At 36.3% G+C, this 21,334-nt stretch carries 23 protein-coding genes and 2 pseudogenes; 21 read left to right on the top strand and 4 right to left on the bottom strand.

Translation table 11 applies throughout. The annotated features are described in order from the left end of the window. Positions 1-207: 207 nt before the first annotated feature. Positions 208-897, bottom strand: coding sequence for an LrgB family protein (locus BAOM_RS12050; RefSeq protein WP_127760479.1), 690 nt, complete (start codon positions 895-897; stop codon positions 208-210). Continuing rightward, complete coding sequence (locus BAOM_RS12045; protein WP_127760478.1) at positions 894-1,259, bottom strand: CidA/LrgA family protein; 366 nt, start codon at positions 1,257-1,259, stop codon at positions 894-896. The genes BAOM_RS12050 and BAOM_RS12045 overlap by 4 nt, the downstream gene beginning before the upstream one ends. 153 nt (positions 1,260-1,412) lie before the next feature. Between BAOM_RS12045 and BAOM_RS12040 the strand changes: the two genes are divergently transcribed. Next, positions 1,413-1,724, top strand: a complete 312-nt coding sequence (locus tag BAOM_RS12040; RefSeq protein WP_127760477.1) for a hypothetical protein — start codon at positions 1,413-1,415, stop codon at positions 1,722-1,724. A gap of 147 nt (positions 1,725-1,871) precedes the next feature. On the opposite strand, the gene BAOM_RS12035 is transcribed toward BAOM_RS12040, so the two are convergent. Then, on the bottom strand, positions 1,872-2,396 hold the full coding sequence (locus tag BAOM_RS12035; protein ID WP_127760476.1) for a ribonuclease H-like YkuK family protein: 525 nt from the start codon (positions 2,394-2,396) through the stop codon (positions 1,872-1,874). 578 nt (positions 2,397-2,974) lie between these two features. On the opposite strand from BAOM_RS12035, the gene BAOM_RS24730 reads away from it, so the two are divergent. From BAOM_RS24730 to BAOM_RS25040, 4 genes and pseudogenes are all read left to right on the top strand, one after another. Then, entirely contained in the window at positions 2,975-3,400 is a 426-nt protein-coding gene (locus BAOM_RS24730) for an ATP-binding cassette domain-containing protein (RefSeq protein WP_180319779.1), read from the top strand. 155 nt (positions 3,401-3,555) lie between these two features. Beyond that, complete coding sequence (locus tag BAOM_RS12025; protein WP_127760475.1) at positions 3,556-4,317, top strand: MerR family transcriptional regulator; 762 nt, start codon at positions 3,556-3,558, stop codon at positions 4,315-4,317. Between the two features lie 162 nt (positions 4,318-4,479). Next, positions 4,480-5,268, top strand: a pseudogene (locus tag BAOM_RS12020) (RNA-guided endonuclease TnpB family protein); the annotation flags it as partial. 84 nt (positions 5,269-5,352) lie between these two features. Next, positions 5,353-5,490, top strand: a pseudogene (locus BAOM_RS25040) (SDR family oxidoreductase); the annotation flags it as partial. A 193-nt stretch (positions 5,491-5,683) separates the two neighbouring features. On the opposite strand, the gene pdxR reads toward BAOM_RS25040, so the two are convergent. Further along, on the bottom strand, positions 5,684-7,084 hold the full coding sequence (gene pdxR / locus BAOM_RS12010; RefSeq protein WP_127760473.1) for a MocR-like pyridoxine biosynthesis transcription factor PdxR: 1,401 nt from the start codon (positions 7,082-7,084) through the stop codon (positions 5,684-5,686). A 139-nt stretch (positions 7,085-7,223) separates the two neighbouring features. Between pdxR and pdxS the strand changes: the two genes are divergently transcribed. From pdxS to BAOM_RS11930, 16 genes are all read left to right on the top strand, one after another. After that, positions 7,224-8,111, top strand: coding sequence for a pyridoxal 5'-phosphate synthase lyase subunit PdxS (gene pdxS, locus BAOM_RS12005; protein WP_119118610.1), 888 nt, complete (start codon positions 7,224-7,226; stop codon positions 8,109-8,111). Position 8,112: 1 nt separating this feature from the next. Then, complete coding sequence (gene pdxT / locus BAOM_RS12000) at positions 8,113-8,697, top strand: pyridoxal 5'-phosphate synthase glutaminase subunit PdxT (RefSeq protein WP_127760472.1); 585 nt, start codon at positions 8,113-8,115, stop codon at positions 8,695-8,697. Positions 8,698-9,042: 345 nt separating this feature from the next. After that, on the top strand, positions 9,043-9,585 hold the full coding sequence (gene ssuE / locus BAOM_RS11995; RefSeq protein WP_127760471.1) for an NADPH-dependent FMN reductase: 543 nt from the start codon (positions 9,043-9,045) through the stop codon (positions 9,583-9,585). A gap of 258 nt (positions 9,586-9,843) precedes the next feature. Beyond that, the gene (locus tag BAOM_RS11990; RefSeq protein WP_373995340.1) at positions 9,844-9,966 is read left to right on the top strand and encodes a YezD family protein; all 123 of its coding nucleotides are present in this window, start codon (positions 9,844-9,846) and stop codon (positions 9,964-9,966) included. Between the two features lie 201 nt (positions 9,967-10,167). Beyond that, positions 10,168-10,965, top strand: coding sequence for a hypothetical protein (locus BAOM_RS24400; RefSeq protein WP_164853206.1), 798 nt, complete (start codon positions 10,168-10,170; stop codon positions 10,963-10,965). 203 nt (positions 10,966-11,168) lie between these two features. Next, positions 11,169-12,188, top strand: coding sequence for a permease (locus BAOM_RS11980; RefSeq protein ID WP_252282400.1), 1,020 nt, complete (start codon positions 11,169-11,171; stop codon positions 12,186-12,188). Then, positions 12,188-12,958, top strand: coding sequence for a TIGR03943 family putative permease subunit (locus tag BAOM_RS11975; RefSeq protein ID WP_127760469.1), 771 nt, complete (start codon positions 12,188-12,190; stop codon positions 12,956-12,958). The genes BAOM_RS11980 and BAOM_RS11975 overlap by 1 nt, the downstream gene beginning before the upstream one ends. A 104-nt stretch (positions 12,959-13,062) precedes the next feature. Beyond that, the gene (locus BAOM_RS11970; RefSeq protein ID WP_127760468.1) at positions 13,063-14,247 is read left to right on the top strand and encodes a GTP-binding protein; all 1,185 of its coding nucleotides are present in this window, start codon (positions 13,063-13,065) and stop codon (positions 14,245-14,247) included. Between the two features lie 27 nt (positions 14,248-14,274). Further along, entirely contained in the window at positions 14,275-14,424 is a 150-nt protein-coding gene (gene rpmG / locus BAOM_RS11965) for a 50S ribosomal protein L33 (RefSeq protein ID WP_127760120.1), read from the top strand. A gap of 60 nt (positions 14,425-14,484) precedes the next feature. Continuing rightward, positions 14,485-14,754, top strand: coding sequence for a 30S ribosomal protein S14 (gene rpsN / locus BAOM_RS11960; RefSeq protein WP_127760121.1), 270 nt, complete (start codon positions 14,485-14,487; stop codon positions 14,752-14,754). A 250-nt stretch (positions 14,755-15,004) separates the two neighbouring features. Further along, complete coding sequence (gene mug / locus BAOM_RS11955) at positions 15,005-15,520, top strand: G/U mismatch-specific DNA glycosylase (RefSeq protein ID WP_127760467.1); 516 nt, start codon at positions 15,005-15,007, stop codon at positions 15,518-15,520. Positions 15,521-15,594: 74 nt separating this feature from the next. Beyond that, positions 15,595-16,311: an AzlC family ABC transporter permease gene (locus BAOM_RS11950; RefSeq protein WP_127760466.1), complete on the top strand. Its 717-nt coding sequence runs from the start codon at positions 15,595-15,597 to the stop codon at positions 16,309-16,311. Then, positions 16,302-16,628, top strand: coding sequence for an AzlD domain-containing protein (locus tag BAOM_RS11945; RefSeq protein ID WP_127760465.1), 327 nt, complete (start codon positions 16,302-16,304; stop codon positions 16,626-16,628). Before BAOM_RS11950 ends, BAOM_RS11945 begins: the two co-directional genes overlap by 10 nt. A gap of 314 nt (positions 16,629-16,942) precedes the next feature. Then, entirely contained in the window at positions 16,943-17,956 is a 1,014-nt protein-coding gene (locus BAOM_RS11940) for a glycoside hydrolase family 15 protein (RefSeq protein ID WP_127760464.1), read from the top strand. Positions 17,957-18,221: 265 nt separating this feature from the next. Continuing rightward, positions 18,222-20,156: a 1,4-alpha-glucan branching protein GlgB gene (gene glgB, locus BAOM_RS11935; protein ID WP_127760463.1), complete on the top strand. Its 1,935-nt coding sequence runs from the start codon at positions 18,222-18,224 to the stop codon at positions 20,154-20,156. Next, complete coding sequence (locus BAOM_RS11930) at positions 20,156-21,322, top strand: glucose-1-phosphate adenylyltransferase (protein ID WP_127760462.1); 1,167 nt, start codon at positions 20,156-20,158, stop codon at positions 21,320-21,322. Before glgB ends, BAOM_RS11930 begins: the two co-directional genes overlap by 1 nt. Positions 21,323-21,334: the final 12 nt, after the last annotated feature.

The following is a 21,334-nucleotide window of genomic DNA, read 5'->3' as shown; positions in this document are numbered from 1 at the left end:
ATTTTAGACACAAAACATTCCTGGGTTTTCGTTTTCAACCCAGGAGTGAAATCCGAATGACTAATGACATCGGGAATTTAGTCAGTGGATATTTTTATAATGAAGAATCGAATAATAAATTAGATTACATGTTCAGTACATCACAAAAATAAAGTTAGCAAATCTACAAATATCAATAAACTCCGGGTTAGGTCAATGAATCTTCCTTTATAACAGATACGGAATAATCGGTACTACAATAGCGAGAAATAATGCCGAGGTTGTCATGGCCACATTTCCCATTGCTCCTTCTTCTTCCCCCCATACGAGTGAACGATTCGCCCCAAGCATTTGCGCTGAAGTGCCCATAGCCAAGCCTTTCGCCGATTTGCTTTTAATTCCTAAATACTTGAGCAAATTTGGACCAATCATGACGGATATTAAGGCAGAAATGATAACAAAGATAATGGTCGTTGAGGCTAATCCACCAAGGTCTGTCGCTATTGTTAAGGCGATAGGAAGTGTAACAGACTTTGGAATTAAGGAGGCTAGAAGCTGCTCGTTCAAGTGGAATAAATGGGACAGTGAAAATATGGAGATAACTCCAAGTGCCGTTCCGCATATTACACCTATAAAGATTTTTTTATAATTTTTCTTTAAGAAAGACCATTGTTTATAAAGAGGAACGGCTAAAGATACGACAGCTAATTGCAGTAGTTGATTAAAGATGAAGTTAACTTGTTGATATGTTTCTTCATGGACGTGAAAGAGGAGTAACAGAGAAATTAGAAGTACGGATGCGGTGTATAAAGGATTTAGCCAATTTTTTTTATATTTATTATAGATTTTTAATGAGACAAAGTAACAGGCAATTGTCATTATGATACAGAAGGATACTTTTAATAGGACTATGTTCATTTTGCTTTCCTCCTTTTTAATTTTTCATACCATTCTACAGTGAAGGCTGTGCCTAACAAGCAACAAATACTGCTTACAATTAGAATAATTAAGATATTCCACTGTAAAATATCTAAAAAACTTGATGATAAAAACAGGCCGGCAATGAGAGGGATAAAGAGTAATGTTAAGTGTTTTAATTGAAAAGATGAGGCTTTCTCAATCCATTTAATATTAACTAACCTTGTTAGAAGGCCAATAAATAGAAGAATCATTCCAACAATAGCGCCAGGTAGAGGGATGGAAAAAAGTGAAACAATAATATGTCCAAGGAAGAGAAAACCGATAAGGATGATAAACTGGAAAAGCCAACTAAGTTTCATATCCCCTCTCTCCATTCATTTGTAAAATTAATTTTTATTTTAGAGGGGATTTATCTGTTTGTCAGCTTTTTTGTGAGAAAATCTTACAAAAAGTGATTTATGTGCATGCATGTTTGGATAATAAAAATATAAGAAAAGTGTGTAGGTGAATAAATGAAGGATAACATTCAAGAAAAGCTTGGTGAAATTTTGGATAGTGTAGAAATATATCCAGAGTATTCTTCAGACATAATCAGAGTAAAGAATTTCACTTGGAATAAGGACCTTGTGGATTTTATTGTTGAATATTACATTAATGGAACTAAATGTATTTTCCGCTACAATGATCAAATCGCTAAAGAATATGATTCTATTAAGGACAATCCTTTAGAACAGTTAGAATGGGAGCTTACATACATAAAAAGGATGTATGAAAGAGGGAGCGGCGCGAAAGAATACCATCCTTGTACAACGATTGAACATTAAGAAGTTAATATAGTTTGAACCGCTTAATAACAATGAAAGTGGAATCATAGGAGAGTGTATAGTTGTTCAAAACCTGTGTAGACTTTTTAGCCTATACAGGTTTTTTATACTTGTGAATGTTTACAAAGGAACGCTTTGATTTTTATCTTATTTCGTAAATCGATTGGCATAGCTTGACGCAACGAAAGAATTTGGTTTGATTTTAGGTTCAAGTCCCATCGATTCAATTCTTGCGGTCATTTCTTCGACAAATATTTTTGTTTTATTGCGATTACCTGAACCGATGTCCAAATGGCCTTCCATTGTAAATGTAGCTCCTTTGTATATAAAAGGAAGTACGATATCAATCATCACGTTTTTCTTTTCCTCTGTAAACAGAGAAACGACTTCTTCTGTTAATGAAGTTTCATGAGAGAGTCGTTCGTGTATTCGATCCATTCTTCTTGGAATAGTCACTTTTCGAATACAAGCCCATGCACCTTTTCCTTCATTTAGAATGACAATTCCTGTAATGAAAACGGTATGTCTTTCATGCACTTGAGAATCGGTACCGATCATTAAGCGATAATTGCCATTGCTATTTAAAGTCATAAATCTGATAATCCGGTCAAATACTTGCTCAAAGGTCATCTCTTTTTCTTGTAAATTTTGAAATAAGAAATCATTAGCCATCTAATCACCTACATTCATTCTTTTGTTTAGTTTGAATTTCTATTAAACATACCGACACGCATTACATTCGAAAAACTCTCTATAGTCATATCTATGCAGCTTTGTCCTATTGTTGTGAAGAAAGTGCATACTGAACATAAAAAAGAATGAAAAGGGAAGAACAATTACTATTTGTGAGTTTAGAAGAGACAAGGATATCGGTCCGAAAATGAATCTAGATTTGAAATGAATGACTTTTAAGGTTGAAGAGTTGGAGAACAAGATATAATCCTCATTCTTTTAATGGGTTTGTAAGGATACCTGTCATTCTCTCGTTATTTATGATAAGATTTCGACAAGAATAGATTGATTATTAGAATTATTTAGTTCAAATGTAATAGTTTGTTCTAACATAGAACATCAGCTTTATCATGAGCTTATCTTCGCTGAAGGAAGAGGGGAAGATATAAAGCAGCTTAGCAATAAGCTGGTAAGTTTTAAGATAGAGAATATGGTAGGTTATGGTGATATCTGTAGAAAGTACATATCGATTTAGAGACATATAACAACAAGAAGGTTAGTTAATGGGGGATTCATAAATGAAAAAGAAATTTCTGGGACTGCTTACAGTTATGGCAATTGTTTTTACGCTTGTGTTAGCAGGGTGTGCACCATCAAAATCTAATCAATCTATTGAAAAAGAGGTAAAGAGGGAAATAGATGAGCTTGTGCTGTCTATTAAAGGAGAGCCTGATACAGGGTTTGATCCGACAACTGGTTGGGGGCGCTATGGATCTCCATTGTGCCAAAGCACTTTATTAAAAAGGGATCATAATCTTAATAGTTATTTAATTGCGGATGAAATGACAACGATGCTTGACGCCATTACCCAGGCTCAAATTTGGAATGCCATACTAAAAATTGCTGAACAACGAAAGATGGGAATGGTTGTTGTCAGTCATGACATGAATTTGATTCAACAACTTTGTCATCGAGTTATTGAGATAGATCATTTGAATACATAAAAGTAATTGTTAAACCGAGGATGCACTTCTCTATGTAGAGAGTGTATCCTTTTTCATTATAAGGACTATATTTAGTCGATGAAAAAATTATCACTTTTCTCTTGACCTTTACGCAACGTAAAGGTTTATGATGAGGATTATCAGGAGGGGCAACCATGGAATATACAGTAAACAAATTGGCGCAGTTATCAGGTGTGAGTAGCCGTACACTTCGCTACTATGATCAAATTGGATTACTTAAGCCGGCAAGAATCAATTCGTCCGGTTATCGCATTTACGGTCAAAAAGAGGTTGACTTGCTTCAGCAAATTTTATTCTATCGTGAGTTGGAAGTCCGTTTAGAAGAAATTATAGAAATAATACATCAGCCAACTTTTAATCAAACGACTGCTTTGAAAAAGCATTACAATAATCTAAAGAAAAAACGAGCCCGTCTTGATAAAATAATCGCGACTGTCGAGATGACAATTGCCAGCAAAGAGGGAGGGATATCTATGCAAGACAAACAAAAATTTGAAGGTTTCAAAGAAAAAATGATTGAGGATAACGAACAGAAGTATGGAAAAGAGATTCGCGAAAAATATGGAGATGAGACAGTAGATGCCAGCAATGCAAAATTAAGAGGCATGTCTCAAGAAGACTACCAAGCTATGGCTGTCTTAGGAGAAGAAATATTGTCATTGCTTGAGAAAGCATATGAAACAGGAGATCCTGCATCTGACGTGGCACAGGAACTTGCGGCAAAACATAAAGAATGGTTGATGTATTCATGGCCCAATTACTCCAAAGAAGCGTACGCTGGGCTGGCAGAAATGTATGTTGCAGATGAGCGCTTTACAGCTTACTATGATAAGAATGTTAAGGGCGGAACGGAATTTTTACGAGATGCGATTTTGATTTATCTAGGTATGAAGTAGTTTTCAAATAAGTAAATGTGTAGAATGTTTACTTGAGATATAACTATGACGGAGCTATAAAACAGGACGGAAATATAAAACCTTATGACTAAGCCTAATAGGTGGGTAGACAATGTTGCAAAATGTTGTTTAAACCTTAGAAACTTGGAAAGCAATTTTTAAACAACCAAACATACGAATGGAAATATAGCGGTCCTAGACAACCAGATTAAATTACCGAAACTTGGACTGGTTCGCTTTTCCAAAAGTCGTGAAGTACAAGGACGTATTTTGAGTGCCACGATTAGACGGAATCCATCGGGAAAATATTTTGTTTCTCTAGCAACCGAAACAGAAGTAGTAGAGTGGCCTAAAACAAACTCAGTTGTTGGTGTTGATGTAGGGTTGAAAAACTTTGCGATTTTGTCGGATGGCACAATCTATTCCAATGCTAAGGTTTTCCGTAAATTAGAAGAAAAATTAGCGAAAGCCCAACAGATTATGAGCAGACGAACTATAGGTGGTTCTAATTGGTCTAAAGTTAAAATTAAAGTAGCACGTATTCATGAGAAAATTGCAAATGCACGAAAAGACTACTTAGACAAAATTTCAACCGAGATTGTCAAAAACCACGACATAATCGGAATGGAGGATTTGTCTGTATCTAATATGCTCAAAAACAGAAATCTTGCAAAAGTTATAAGTGAAGCATCATGGTCACAATTCAAAACCATGATTGAATATAAAGCGAAATGATACGGTAAACAAAGCGTGACCGTTGCGAAAAACTTTGCTTCTAGTCAACTGTGTTCTTGCTGTGGATATCAAAATAAAGACGTTAAAAATCTCGGATTGCGTGAATGGGAGTGTCCGGAGTGTCGTACTTACCATGACCGAGATATTAACGCAAGTTTGAATTTGAAAAATGAAGCCGTAAGACTTCTAACCGCAGGGGCTGCGGGGATCGCCTAATCAATAACTGGTGGATACACTGGTGTTCTTAGGAATCTCCCACTCCAAACAACCCGTAAAGGTGTTAAGTGGCGAGTAGCTCAAGATGGGCTTGTGGCGCAACATCCAGTTGGTAGACTTGGTCGACCAGAAGAAATTGCACACGCTATTATCTTTTTAAGTGAAAATGATTTCATGACTGGAAGCACATTGCTTATTGATGGAGGATATACGGCACAGTAATAATCTTATATCAACAAAATGTGTATTGTACATGCAAAAAAATCCAGCTTTCGTATGTTAAGAAATTGAACTTCTCTCCAATTGTTAGACATCGTCTAACAATTGGGAGGGGCTCTTGATCTAAGGTAGTTATATAACGGTGCCGAGCCAATGTCTCTAATTATCTTCTCTTAAACTTAGTTACGAAAAATTTTCATTTAATCCCCCATGCTCTCAATAAAAGTTGTACGGCATTTTCTAATTCATCTTCATGAATGCCAGCGAAGCCGAGAATAATTTTGGGTGCATTTTTATCGATCTTCTCAATCGAATAGGCAGACAGTGGATATACTTTTAAACGTGCTTCCGCTGCTTTTTGTACGAGCGTATCTTCGTCCATTCCATTATGAACATCCAGCACAATATGAAGCCCCGATTGTTCGCCAATAATACTAAATTGTTCATCATAGGGCTTTAGTAAGTGAATTACTTTTTCTAATTTACGTCGATACACTTTGCGCATTCGATTTAAATGTTTTTCAAAATCTCCTTGTCTCATAAATTGTGTAAGTACATGCTGGTCAATGCGTGAAACCGTTGAGTGGTAAAAGGTCAGCTGTGCTTGATAACGCTGTAATAATGATTTTGGTAGAACCATATAACTAACTCGAAGTGATGGCATAAGTGATTTTGAAAATGATCCTAAATAAATAACTTTATCGTTTGTATCATTGCTTTGTAATGAAGGAATTGTTTTCCCGCTATAACGAAATTCACTATCGTAATCATCTTCAATAATATAGCGTTTTTCAGAAGCATTTGCCCAGTTTAGTAGTTGCATTCTTCGATTAACAGATAGTACGGTACCATAAGGAAAGTGATGGGAAGGCGTCACATACACAATATCAATTTTCGATGGCTTGATTGCTTCGACTTTGACCCCTTCATGATCGACTTCAAGCGGATACACTTCATTTGGATACGATTGGAGCATTCGTAAAATAAGATGATATCCTGGGTCTTCTACACCATAGACTGTTTCGCTTCCAAATAGTAAGAAAAGCTGCTGTAATAAAATCTCAACCCCAGCACCGACAATGATTTGTTCAGAGGTACAACGAACTCCTCGTGCTTCATATAGATAGTGAGCAATCTCTCGACGAAGCGCGATTTCTCCTTGTGCTTCCCCCAGCAATAGAAGATGATGCTGTGATTCATCAATTGTGTTTTTCATATATTTTCTCCACTGTGAAAAAGGAAAATGCTCGGTATCGACATGGCTCGGATGAAAATTGTATAACGTTTCAGGAGGAGCTTCATCGTTAGCTGTTTCTTCAGGTTGGGACGAAGAGACATATTCTAAATCCTCAAATGCTTGCACGTAATATCCTTTTCTCGGAATAACTTCTACGTAGCCTTCTGCTCGAAGCTGATCATATGCTGATTCCACTGTATTTTGACTAATTTGTAATACATCGATTAATTGCCGCTTAGACGGAAGCTTTGTTCCATAGCTTAAACGGCCTTCAATAATTTCGTTTTTAATATATAAATATAATTGTTCATATAAAGGGATTTCACTGTGACGTTGTAGGTTACAAGCTAATGTATTCATGCTGACCTCTTTTCTGACCTCTTTAATTTATCTGAAACTGACACTTTTAATACGATCAGTTTCTTTTATACTAAGAGACAAATCTAAAGATTGCAAATCTAAAGATTGCAAATCTTTTTAATAGAGGAGAGACTATAATATGAGTAAATTAGTAGGAACTGAGACTGTTAAACGAGGAATGGCCCAAATGCAAAAAGGCGGCGTTATTATGGACGTTGTGAATGCAGAGCAAGCAAGAATTGCGGAAGCAGCTGGAGCGGTAGCCGTTATGGCATTAGAACGAGTACCATCTGATATTCGTGCCGCTGGTGGAGTAGCACGTATGGCGGATCCACGAATTGTAGAGGAAGTGTTAAATGCTGTTTCGATTCCAGTTATGGCAAAAGCACGTATCGGTCATATTGTTGAGGCACGTGTATTAGAAGCAATGGGCGTAGACTACATCGATGAAAGTGAAGTATTAACACCAGCTGATGAAGAGTTCCACATTTTAAAAAGTGAATATACAGTACCATTTGTTTGTGGTTGCCGTGATTTAGGGGAAGCAGCACGCCGTATTGGAGAAGGAGCTTCTATGTTACGAACAAAAGGGGAACCAGGAACAGGAAATATCGTAGAAGCGGTTCGTCATATGCGTAAAGTACAAGCGCAAGTGCGTAAAGTTACAGTGATGAGCGATGATGAATTAATGACGGAAGCGAAAAATCTTGGAGCACCTTATGAAGTGTTAAAACAAATTAAAGAAGCAGGTAAATTACCAGTCGTGAACTTTGCAGCTGGCGGTATTGCCACACCAGCTGATGCGGCTCTTATGATGCAATTAGGAGCAGACGGTGTATTCGTTGGATCGGGTATTTTCAAATCAGAAAATCCAGAAAAATTCGCAAGCAGCATCGTGCAAGCGACTACTTATTACACGGACTATGAATTAATTGGGAAATTATCGAAAGAACTTGGCAGCCCAATGAAAGGAATCGATATTTCTAAATTAAATCCACAAGAACGTATGCAAGAGCGTGGTTGGTAAAATGACGACAATTGGCGTATTAGATTTACAAGGAGCAACGATTGAACATATTCAACAATTAGAAGGTTTAGGTGTTGATGCGCTGCTTGTAAAGAAACCGGAGCAGTTACAACAAATTGATGGGCTTATTATTCCTGGAGGAGAAAGTACGGCAATCGGTAAAATGATGAAACGTTATGATTTTATTGAGCCGATTCAACAATTTGCATCTTTAGGACAGCCGATTTTTGGAACCTGTGCGGGTCTTGTATTACTTGCTAAAGATTTAGGTGGAGCGGAAGACAGCCATTTAAATCTAATGGATATTTCCGTACAACGAAATGGATTTGGTCGTCAGCGTGATAGTTTTGAAATAGATCTTTCAATTAAAGGTATCGATCAGCCCGTTCCTGCTGTCTTTATTCGTGCCCCTTATATAGAAAGCGTTGGAAACAATGTCGATATATTAGCAACGCATGATGATAAAATTGTTGCTGCTAAGCAAAACAATCTTCTTGTTAGCTCGTTTCATCCAGAATTAACGGACGATCGTCATTTTTTACAGTTGTTTATTAATATGGTGGAAAGTAGGCTTCAATCTCAATAAGAATTAAAGGCCGTGATGGAAATGTCACGGCCTTTAATCCGTATTTTCAACTAGGTTAAGTATGATTTTTCTTGGTGAAAACCTTGACAATTAGTTATTAGAATATTAAGCTAATTTAAACAATATACTTCTTATCAAGAGAAGCGGAGGGATTGGCCTATAGATTTGGGCAATCTTTGTTAAGAGACAGAATGGTGTTCAGCAAGCAATGCTTTGAAAGGGAAGTATGAGAAGATGTACATATCAGCCTTTTTCTTTCGGAAAGAGGAATTTTTGTGTCTAAGTGAGCCGTTTTTTGTTAATAATCTCTTGAGAAGATAGTTATGATTAGGAGGAAATGAATCGATGAGCCAAATTGTTATTATATCAGGAAGTCCAGCAGTACCTTCAAGAACAGACATCACACTAAAATATTTCGAATCATTAGTGAATGAAGCTGGTTTTTCGACTGTCACGTATTCTGTTACAGATTTCGCAGCTGACGATCTTGTAAAAGGTCGATATGATAGTTCAGATATTGTTAAATTTGCAGATGTGGTTAAACAAGCAGATGCTGTGATTATTGGATCTCCTGTTTATAAAGCTTCTTATACAGGTGTGTTAAAGTCTTTACTTGATTTATTGCCTGAAAGTGTTTTGAAAAACAAACCTGTTTTGCCAATGATGGTTGGTGGGAGTACACGTCATTTATTAGCGATTGATTACTCGTTAAAACCGTTAATTGGTATTTTGAAAGGACAGCCGCTCCAAGGTTTATATTTTGTTGATGGTGAAATTGATAAAAACGATACAGCTGCACCAATTAAAGATAAAGAATTGTTAGAACGTATTCAAAGCCAAATTGCTGAATTAGTTGAAGCCATTGAAAAAGGAAAATCGGCAAATTAATCTTATAGAGAGCATATACATTTAGTACGTCTTGAAAAGCAAGATTTGCTAAATGATGCATAAAAAAAGTAAAATTATCGGTATAATATGTCTTTTAGTGAAAGCAGTTATTTTTTTAAGCATTATTCTTAGTAAAGACATAGGACAAATAGGTTGTATTTGTTATTTGATTGTAGTTGATATCCTAAATTACAGAGGAATTTTGTATTGAATAAAGAAGAAGGGGGGCTTCTTAGCTTGGAAAAAGATAAACAATCTATTGACATCTTTCAACGCCTTCAAGAAATGTTAGCTTCTATGAAGTATGGATCGATTACATTAGTGATTCAAGATGGAAAAGTGATTCAAGTGGAGCGCAATGAGAAAGTAAGAATTAAATGATAAAAGATTCAATGCAGCACTGTTCAACATTTTGAGCGGTGCTTCTTTATTTTAGATGTTTTATTAGAAATCGATGGTGCCGTGTAACAAGGTCATAAGAAAAAAGCGAATAACTTATAGGAAATTGTGGGTATACCCAATCCAAAAAGACAAGTCACTAATATACTAACCTTGAATCTAAGTTGAGGGGAGTTTAATTATATGGCAAACGCTACGAATTCATTGTTTAGCAACATTCTTCAAAATATAAATTCACAAGTAGGAGGGAATCTAAATACATTACAAAATACAGTAAATGATGCACAAAACCAAGTACAAAATGTAGTGAATAATGTACAAAACCAAATACAAAACACTAATGTACTTGACCTGATGACGATTTCATCGGCACTTAACTCTGTTCTTGCGCAACAAATGAACAATGGAAATAATGGAGGTGAAAGTGGGGACAATGGAGGTGAAAGTGGGGACAATGACCAAAACCAAAATTTACAAAGTCAACTAGGAAGCCTAGGAAACCTCGGTAATTCCACTTTACTCAGTCTGATGACAATTTCATCATCGCTTGAAACTATTCTTACTCGATTATTACAGAATAGAGAAAATCAGAACAATAACGAAAGTCAAAACGAAAGTCAGAACGAAAATCAAAACGAAAGTCAGAATGAAAATCAAAACCAAAACAACAACGAAAGTCAAAACCAAAACTATAATCAATATCAAAACCAAAACTATAATCAATATCAAAACCAAAACTATAACCCGTATCAAAATTATAATCAATATCAAAACCAAAACTATAACCCGTATCAAAACTATAACCAATATCAAAACTATAACCCGTATCAAAACCAAAATTACAACCAAAACCAAAATTACAACCAAAACCAGAATCAACAACAGCAACAACAAGCAGATATTGCTGAAGCTAATAATTTAGCTCAAATGGTAGTTTACAGCCAATTGATGTCTCGAATAATGGCTCAAGGAAATAGCTAACGTTAATTTGAAGACTAAAAACAGCCATCCACCAGGTGGCTGTTTCATTTTTATCTAGCGAGAAGTCTCCTTATTTCAAAACCAAATGATGCCAAGCAGATATAATTTAAGTAGAGATAGTGCAAAAAATGTGATTCGATCCTCATACTACTCATATTAATAGAAGGAAGAGTATATACTTTATCAATCTATTAAGTGAGGTGTTGCCTATCGTTATTCGTTATGTAGGGAACGTATTTCTTTTTCTTTTAGCACTATTATTGATGGTTTTCTTTTTTATAGGTCAAGAAATCGTGGATATTAACGCTTTCTTATCCAGTCGCTGGAATTCGGTATTTGTGGTGTTTCTTAGTATTTTCCTTGAAGCTCTTCCTTTTCTATTAATAGGTGTTCTAGCTTCAGCGTTTATTCAATTATTTGTTAGTGAAGAAATGGTTCAAAGATGTATTCCAAAAAATTCGATCAAAGCTCTCTTTTTTGCTATCATTGCAGCGCTGGTGACACCGGTATGCGAATGTGCGATTATTCCTGTTGTAAGGAGGCTTATTCAAAAAGGGGTTCCGTTGCATGCAGGAGTGGTCCTTTTAGTGGCGGCTCCAATCTTAAACTTTATTGTATTTGCCTCTACGTATTATGCTTTTCCGAATCATCCTGCCCTATTTTATGGAAGAATTCTTTTATGTGTGATAACAGCTTTGTTAGTTGGTCTCTTCACTCTAATATTTTTTAATGGAAAAGTTGAACATGTGATTTATAACTATGGTGAACTATCTCATAGTATGGAAGGGAGTAAAACCTCGTTTTCTGAAAGATGGAGAGAGTTCATTCAGCATTTTTCTCAAGATTTTTTCTCCGTCGTTAAGTATTTTATTATCGGGGCCTTAATCGCAAGTTGCTTGCAAGTATTTTTCAATCGTTCTCTATTAACTGAACTAGGTGAACAATCGATTTTTGGTACAGCTGCGATGATGGGATTTTCTTATTTGCTTTCCCTTTGCTCTGAAGCAGATGCTTTTGTTGCAGCCACATTTGTGAATAGTTTTCGTCCAGAAGCTATGTTAGGTTTTTTAGTATTTGGACCGATGCTGGATCTGAAGAATACGTTTGTGCTATTTGCTTGTTTTAAACCACGCTTTGTTCTTATGTTTATCATTGTGGTCACTTGTATTGTGTTTAGCTTATCCTTATTAGCTGGTGTCATCATAGAGATGGGAGGTTTATAATGAGGAAATATGGTGCTGGATTTCATAAAAAGTTAGAAGCATTGTTATTACTTGCGAGCGGCTTGATGATTTTTAAGTTATATGTGTCAGGTAATTTAAGTCATATTCTCGCTGATCGAATGCTTCCTTTTTCTATTATTGCGCTCGTTTTGTTTAGTGTGATTAGTGTATGTCTATTTCAAAGTGGTAAAACTCATGTTTCAAGCTGTGATTGCTGCGGATGTGAAACGTCAAAAAAGAAACAGGTTATATATCCTTACTTGCTTTTTGGTATTCCTCTTTTTTTAGGTTTTATAATGACAGATTTTTCACTAAGTGAACAAGCATTAGCGAATAAGGGGCTGCAAAATGGTACTTTTTCAACAAAGAAAATGGAAGAAGGTTCATATGATTTAGAAAAAGACGCTATTCAAGTAACGGATGAAAACTATTTCGAAGTTTTTAATCATTTGTATACGTTTCTAGATGATATGGAAGGTAAACAAATTTCTTTAGCAGGTTTTGTTTATCGTGAACCGGATTTTCCAAATAATCAAATTGCTATTGCTCGCTTAACGATGACTTGTTGTATTGCAGATGCTAGTGTATATGGTTTTATTTTTCGAGGGGATGTTGAAAAATTGAAAACGAATCAATGGTACGAAGTCCAAGGAAAGATAGGAAAAGAAACGTATAAGGGAGAAGTCATTCCAGTTATCCGGTTGAATACATTTAATCAAATCCAACCGCCGAAAGAGCAATATTTATCAGAATATACAAGTATTGAATAATTTTTTTGTAAAAAAACTTGCAAATAGTAATGATTACGGTTTATTATAGTAAGGTGATTAAATCGTAATAATTACGATTTGAATTCCGGAGTGGAGGGAATGAAATGAAACAAAAGAAAATTCCGGTCACTGTACTCAGCGGGTATTTAGGTTCAGGGAAAACAACGTTACTTAATCATATACTTGCGAATCGTGAAAATAAGAAAGTGGCCGTAATCGTAAACGATATGAGTGAGGTCAATATTGACGCAAGTATAGTGAAGCAAGGCGGATTTGTCAGAACGGATGAAACATTAGTGGAAATGCAAAACGGCTGCATTTGCTGCACGCTTCGGGAAGATTTAATTCTTGAAGTAGAGAAGCTTGCTACCAAGGGTGATATTGATTATATTGTCATCGAATCAACGGGAATTAGTGAGCCGATACCAGTTGCTCAAACATTTACATATGTAGATGAAAGCCTTGGCATCGATTTATCAAAATTTTGCCGCCTAGACACAATGGTAACTGTTATCGACGCAAATCGATTTTGGCAGGATTTTGCTTCAGGCGAAACGTTACTCGACCGAAAGCAGGCTGCAAATGATGATGATGAAAGAGAGGTAGCTGACCTCCTCATTGACCAAATAGAATTTGCCAATGTCCTTGTTTTGAATAAAACGGATTTAGTCGTAAAAGATCGGCTAGCTGAGTTAAAGGCTGTCCTTCAAGCATTAAATCCCGATGCAAATATCATTGAAACCGTTCATTCACAGCTTTCATTGGATCAAGTACTTGACACCCAGTTATTTGATTTTGAAACATCAAGCCAAAGTGCTGGATGGATGAAAGAACTGAATGAAGAACATGTTCCTGAAACAGAAGAGTACGGGATTGCATCATTTGTTTTTAGAAGGAAAAAGCCATTTCATCCAGGACGTCTTATGGACTGGATTGAAAATTGGCCAGTTGAAGTGGTCCGTGCTAAAGGATTTCTTTGGCTTGCAACACGAAACAATGTGGCTGCCTTGCTTTCTCAAGCTGGTCCGTCATTAACTTTAGAGAAAGCAGGGGAGTGGATTGCGGCTTATTCAGAAGAAGAACAGCAGCAAGTTCTCAAAGAAGAACCTGAGCTTTTAGAACGCTGGGATGCAATATATGGAGACAGAATGACTGAATTAGTTCTAATTGGGATTGGAATGGATCAAAAGCAAATCACTGATTCATTAGATAGCTGCCTGCTAACGGATGATGAAATGAATCAAGATTGGGCCAATTTTTATGATCCACTGCCAGTTTTTCAAAACTAAGTTAATCACATTGAGGAGAAATTTATCATGAGAGTAAAAATTACGTTAGCATGTACAGAGACGGGAGACCGTAATTACATCACAACCAAAAATAAACGGAACAATCCAGATCGAATTGAATTTAAAAAATATTGCCCGCGATTAAAAAGAGTCACTTTGCATCGAGAAACAAAATAAATGAATATTTTTATGATTTAAATCGTAATCATTACAATTAATGCTAAGGAGGAAAGGAATATGGCTAAAAAATCAAAAGTGGCTAAAGCCATCAAACAACAAAAATTGGTTGAACAATATGCGGAAATTCGCAAAGAATTAAAGGAAAAAGGTGATTTTGCAGCGTTAAATAAATTACCTCGTGATTCTTCACCAACACGATTGCATAATAGGTGTGCGGTAACGGGCAGACCAAGAGGATATTTACGTAAATTCAACATGTCTCGTATCGTTTTTCGTGAGCTTGCACATAAAGGGCAACTACCAGGTGTGAAAAAAGCTAGTTGGTAACAAGAAAAGCAGAAGAGCCTTACAATCTTTGTATAACACAAAATGTTTACTGAACAGTCATTCTAAAATGGATGGCTGTTTTTTATGTGTATAATAGTAATATTTTAAAAAATAATTTCCTAGGAAATGTAAAATTTACCCAAGAAAGAGGTGGTTAAATTTATTATAATATGTAAAATAGAATTTGTAGCTTAATTGGGCAGAAGCATCTTCCTAGAATTTTTTAAATCGATAGAAATGAGGCATGTCGATGAAGGAACTCTCAGACCATCTAAAGCATAACCTAGATATTTTATTTGTCGGCTTTAATCCAAGCCTTCGTTCTGCGGAAACAGGACACCACTATGCCAATCCTAATAATCGATTTTGGCGTATTCTTTTTGAAGCGGGCATTACGCCGAGAAAGTATAGTTCTAATGAAGATTATACATTATTAGGTCTAGGTTTCGGATTTACAAATATTGTTGCTAGGCCGACAAAAAGTGCCGATGAAATTACAAAAGCTGAATACATAGAAGGAAGAGAACAATTAAAACAAAAGATTATAAAGTATCAACCGAAGATTGTTTGTTTTGTAGGGAAAGGTGTTTATCAACAATATGCAAATAAGCGAAATGTGACCTGGGGTGTTCAGGCACAGCCAATGGTTTCTGGGACGATTGATTTTGTTGCTCCATCATCAAGTGGGCTTGTCAGAATGAAGATGGAGGAGATTGTGGAGATTTATCAGGGGTTAACGAGATTGCTTATGGAGCAAAAGAGATAATCATTGACTTATGGAAGTTCCACTACTACACATTACAGCAGAAAGTTTTTCGGTCATCAGCGGAGGGGAAATACATGAACGAAAGTGCATTATATTACGAGGAAGAAGATAGTTTTTGGCAAGGGGTTAAAGATTGTGTGCCTACTTTATTAGGCTATTTGAGTATCGGTTTTGCGGCGGGAGTTGTCGAAAAGACAGCGGGTTTAAGCATTGCTGAAATTGCCCTTATATCTTTAATTTTATATGCCGGATCTGGTCAGTTTATTGCGGCCGGGATGATTGCAGCTGCTCATCCGATATCAGCTATTGTATTTACCATTTTCTTTGTAAATAGTCGGCATTTATTATTAAGTGCAGCAATAGCTCCTTATTTTCGCAAGCAAACAATAGGGCAAAATATACTAACAGGCGCTTTGCTAACGGATGAAACATTTGGCGTTGCGATTAATCATGCACAGCATAAAAAACAGCTAAATTATAAATGGATGTTAGGATTAAACATTACAGCTTATCTAAATTGGGTTCTTGCTAATATAGCAGGTGGATTTTTCGGACAGTGGATTCCAACACCGGAGAAATATGGATTGGATTTTGCTTTGCCAGCGATGTTTATTGGGCTCCTTATTTTACAAATTATGAGTCATAAAAAATACTTTGTTGATATTATAGTTGCTTTAAGTGCCGTTTTGATTGTTGTTATTTCTAGCTTTCTTTTCCCAGGAAGTGCGGGCGTGATTATAGCAACAATCGCGGCGGCTACAATTGGGATGGTGATTGAGCGATGGAGATAAACATGTATATCTTATTAGTCATTGTTGGCTCAGCTATTGTTACTTTTATTCCAAGAGTTGTACCGTTAGTATTGCTAAGTCGTATTCAAATTCCAGAATGGGGCATTAATTGGTTGAAGCATATACCTGTAGCTGTTATGGCTGCTTTGCTTGCGCAAGAACTTCTATTATCAAACAATCAATTTGCTATATCGGATAACCTGTTATCTTTACTAGCTGCGTTACCCACATTTCTTGTCGCGATTTTTTCACGAAGCTTATTAGGCACTGTATTGGTGGGTGTCATATCATTAATGATTTTAAGATTTTTCTTTTGATCAATTTATAATAAGGCTAAATAGAATAAAGTGTTACACACTGCATTGAAAAGAAGATAGATAAAGCTTAAACGAATAAAGGGCAGCGCATATTAAGTAACAGATAATATGGGCTGCTCTTTATTTCATATAGATTAAAACTATTATCAAATCAAGGAGCTCTTACATACACTAACAGTACAGATATATAGGTTAAGGGAGCAGGTTTTGCAGTTGAGTTTATGAAAGCGCTTAAAAACTAGAGGGCGATGTTTAGAAATGAGGGTTTTGTCAACACTGAGAGTAAAGCAAAAAGCTACGGAGGTGTTTATCTAATGAATGTAAACAAGGCCATTGAAGTTCTTGATCGGATGCGACTTTCGAATGGGGCATATACGGCCAGTCTCTCTAAAGATTATAGCTATGTTTGGATTAGAGATGTTGTTTATACCGTGCTCCCTTTTTTAACAGATTCTTCAGACCGTTATGAGAAAGCGTATCAGGCTTTGTTCGACTTATTTCGTAATTATGAATGGAAGATTGATATTCATACAGAGAAAAAACCAATTTATTTATTTGAATATATCCATTCTAGATACTCAACGGATTTAAAGGAAATTCCTGTTGAGTGGGGGCATGCTCAAAATGATGCCATTGGTGCTTTTTTATGGGGAGTAGGCGAAGGTTTTCGTCATGGGAAAAAAGTGATTCGTGATGAACGAGATCTCCAAATTGTTCAGAAGTTAGTCGATTATTTAGAGTGCTTACAATATTGGCAAGCAATCGATAATGGTATGTGGGAAGAGAATATGGAGCTGCATGCATCGAGCATTGGCGCCTGTGTTGCAGGATTAAATGCCGTCAAAATGCTTGTGAACGTACAGGAAGAACTAATTAAAAAAGGAGAAGAAACGTTACGATTTATGCTGCCTAGAGAAAGTGAAACAAAGGAAACAGACTTAGCTTTACTTTCACTGATTTATCCGTATCGAGTTGTAGATCGGAAAACCGCTTTAAAAATCGTACAAAATGTCTCCAATAAATTAGAAAGAACCTATGGCTGCATCCGTTATGAAAATGATCAATATTATAATGAAGGCAGCGAAGCTGAGTGGTGTTTTGGGTTTCCATGGCTTGGGCTATGCTATTTAGAACTAGGTATGAACAATATGGCGAAACAATATATTGAGAAAACGAAAAAAATTATCCCAGCTAATTTTGAAGTGCCGGAACTATATATCGGCGGCAAAAATATACCAAATGGAAATACCCCGTTAGCCTGGTCCGTTTCCTTATCGTATCTATTTTTAATAAAAATGGACAATATGCGCAATGAACAGGTAACTTAACATACTCAAATAAGCGCGGGCTCTTCCTGTTGAATAGGAGGGGCTTTTTCATTTGTTTTATTTAATTTTTGGGTGCTGTTACATAACGTATAAATCAACAATATTCATGAACAACGTATCCAATTTCTAAACAGGTAAATATTTTGTCGAATATAATATTTTGTTGAATTAAATGGTTAATTATTACAGGTGAAGTCGAGAGATATGGAAGGATTAAACAGAATTATAACGAATATATATTTAAGAAAGGAATGGAGGTGGAATTTTGAATAATACTGTTGATGCTTGCTATGAAATAAATCCCACTGATTTATATTTATTTCATGAAGGAACACTTTATGAAAGTTATAAATTGCTTGGTGCACATTTTGTGAAAAAAGCGAATCAAGAAGGTGTAAGGTTTACCGTTTGGGCTCCTCATGCTAGAGGTGTATCCGTTGTTGGTGATTTTAATCATTGGAACGGAGAGAATCATCAAATGGAAAGGATTGAACGATCGGGAATTTGGGTCCTGTTCGTGCCTGACTTAAAGGAAGGTGAATTGTATAAATATGAAATACATACACCAAGTAATCATATCATTCTCAAAGCAGATCCATATGCTTTTTATTCGGAATTACGTCCCAAGACAGCTTCAGTTATTAAGCGATTAGATACGTACAATTGGCAAGATTCCAAATGGATGGCTCAACGAAAAAAGGAAGATGTGTATCATAAACCGATGTCCATTTATGAAGTACATATTGGAACGTGGAAACAAAAGGAGACCGGGGAGTTTTATACGTATCGAGAGCTTGCTGATGAATTGATTGAATATGTAGTAGATAACGGATTTACACATATCGAACTCATGCCCGTTATGGAACATCCATATGATAAATCATGGGGCTATCAGTTGACTGGTTATTATTCACTCACAAGTCGGTATGGTACTCCAGAGGATTTCATGTATTTTGTGGATCAATGTCATCAACATCAAATTGGGGTCATTTTAGATTGGGTTCCTGCTCACTTTTGTAAAGATGCTCATGGCTTAGGAAGATTTGATGGCACTCCTTTATATGAACCAATCGATTTTCGAAGAGCGGAACGCCCGGCATGGGGAACGTATAGCTTTGATTTTAGAAAGCCAGAGGTTGTTAGTTTTTTAATTTCTAATGCCATGTTTTGGATGGATGTGTATCATATTGATGGCTTTCGCATTGATGCAGTATCCTCGATGGTTTACTTAAATCATGATAACCCGCTTCCAGAGCGGATCTTCAATCAGTATGGCGAAGAGGAAAATTTAGAAGCGATTGCCTTTATTAAAAAATTAAATGAAGCGGTATTTCATAAGTATCCTACTGCTTTAATGATGGCTGAGGAAGCGACAGATTGGCCGCTGGTTACATCACCAACGGATGTAGGAGGACTAGGCTTTAATTTTAAATGGAATATGGGCTGGGTCAATGATATTCTTCGGTATATGAAGCTGGATATAAGTCATCGACCTTATCATCATAACCTCTTAACATTCTCGTTATTTTATGCCTTCTCAGAAAATTTTGTGCTTTCTTTTTCACATGACGATGTTGTACATGGGAAACGTTCTCTTCTAAATAAAATGCCAGGTGACTATTGGCAAAAGTTTGCGAATCTTCGTTTACTTTATGGGTATTTTATCACACATCCAGGAAAAAAATTATTGTTTATGGGCGGAGAATTCGGTCAATTTATTGAATGGAAAGATGAAGAGCAATTAGATTGGTTACTATTAGACTATGAATCACACACAAAGTTGGCTCGATTTTTCCGTGCTTTGCAACATTTTTATCAGCAGTCGTCTTGCTTATGGAGACTTGACCATGATCAGGAAGGGTTTGAATGGATTGATCCGAATAATCATAAACAGAGTATTATTAGTTTTATTAGAAAGGGCAAACGTAAAGGGGATTATGCGCTGATTGTGTGCAACTTTTCAGCCGATGTGTATCATAACTTCCGTATCGGTGTTCCATCATTAGGAAAATATATCGAGGTGTTAAACAGCGATGACGTTTCTTTTGGTGGAACGGGTCAGTGTAATAGGCAGCCAATTGCTGTTCAAAAGAAGCCTTATCATAATCAACGTTATAGTATGGAAATAACTGTACCACCATTAGCTATTTCAGTTTTTATGAAGCAAACGCAAAAAAGACAGGGGAGAGTGAAGGGATAATGGCTTCAAAGAAATGGGTTGCAATGTTATTAGCCGGCGGACAGGGGTCTCGATTAGGAGAATTAACAAGTGGATTAGCTAAACCAGCTGTTCCTTTCGGAGGGAAATATAGAATTATTGACTTTCCTTTAAGTAATTGCACACATTCTGGTATTGATACGGTTGGTGTCTTAACGCAATATCAGCCTCATTTACTCAACGACTATGTCGGGAATGGTAAAGTATGGGACTTGGATTCGGATTTCGGCGGCGTTTCGGTACTACCTCCTTATAAAGGGAAAGACGGTGGGGAGTGGTATAAAGGAACGGCGAATGCAGTCTATCAAAATATTCAATATATAGATCGATATAATCCAGAAAATGTTTTAATTATTTCCGGTGATCATATTTATAAAATGGATTATAGTCAAATGCTCGCTTATCATATTGAAAAACGCTCCCAAGCGACAATTGCAGTTATTCAAGTACCATGGCAAGAAGCGAGCCGTTTTGGCATTATGAATACTAACGACAATCAAAAAATTACCGAATTTGATGAGAAGCCCGAATATCCGAAAAGTAACTTAGCTTCAATGGGTGTATACCTCTTTAACTGGAAAACACTAAGAAGTTATTTAATAGAGGATGAAAGGGATTTAACCTCGGATCACGACTTTGGTAAAAATATTATCCCTAATATGTTAGAGGACCGAAAACATTTATATGCCTATCATTTTGAAGGATACTGGAAAGATGTTGGAACAGTGGAAAGCCTTTGGGAAGCGCATATGGATCTTCTAGAGGTAAACCCTCAGTTTCAATTAGATGATCCGGATTGGAAAGTATTCGCCAGAAACGCGAATCATCCGCCGCATTATATTGGGGAAGAGGCAGTCATTAAACAATCTCTTACAAATGAAGGGTGCATGATCTATGGTACAGTGGAGCACTCTGTTTTATCCTATAATGTTCAGGTTGGCTATAATACAACTATTAAAGATTCCGTCATTATGCCGAATGTTCATATTGGAGATAATGTTCATATTGAAAGAGCGATTATTGATAGTAATTGTGTGATAGAAGATGGGGCTGTGATTGGAAACTCCAATCCATCAGCTAAGATTACTTTAATAGGAGAAGGTCAAACGATTACTTCTACTAACCAAAAAAAGATTACGAATATTTGATAAGGGGCGATC

This window comes from Peribacillus asahii, from assembly GCF_004006295.1.
Taxonomy (GTDB): Bacteria; Bacillota; Bacilli; order Bacillales; family DSM-1321; genus Peribacillus; species Peribacillus asahii_A.
Note: the sequence above shows the minus strand (reverse complement) of the source record. Positions and strands in the feature narration are given on the sequence as shown.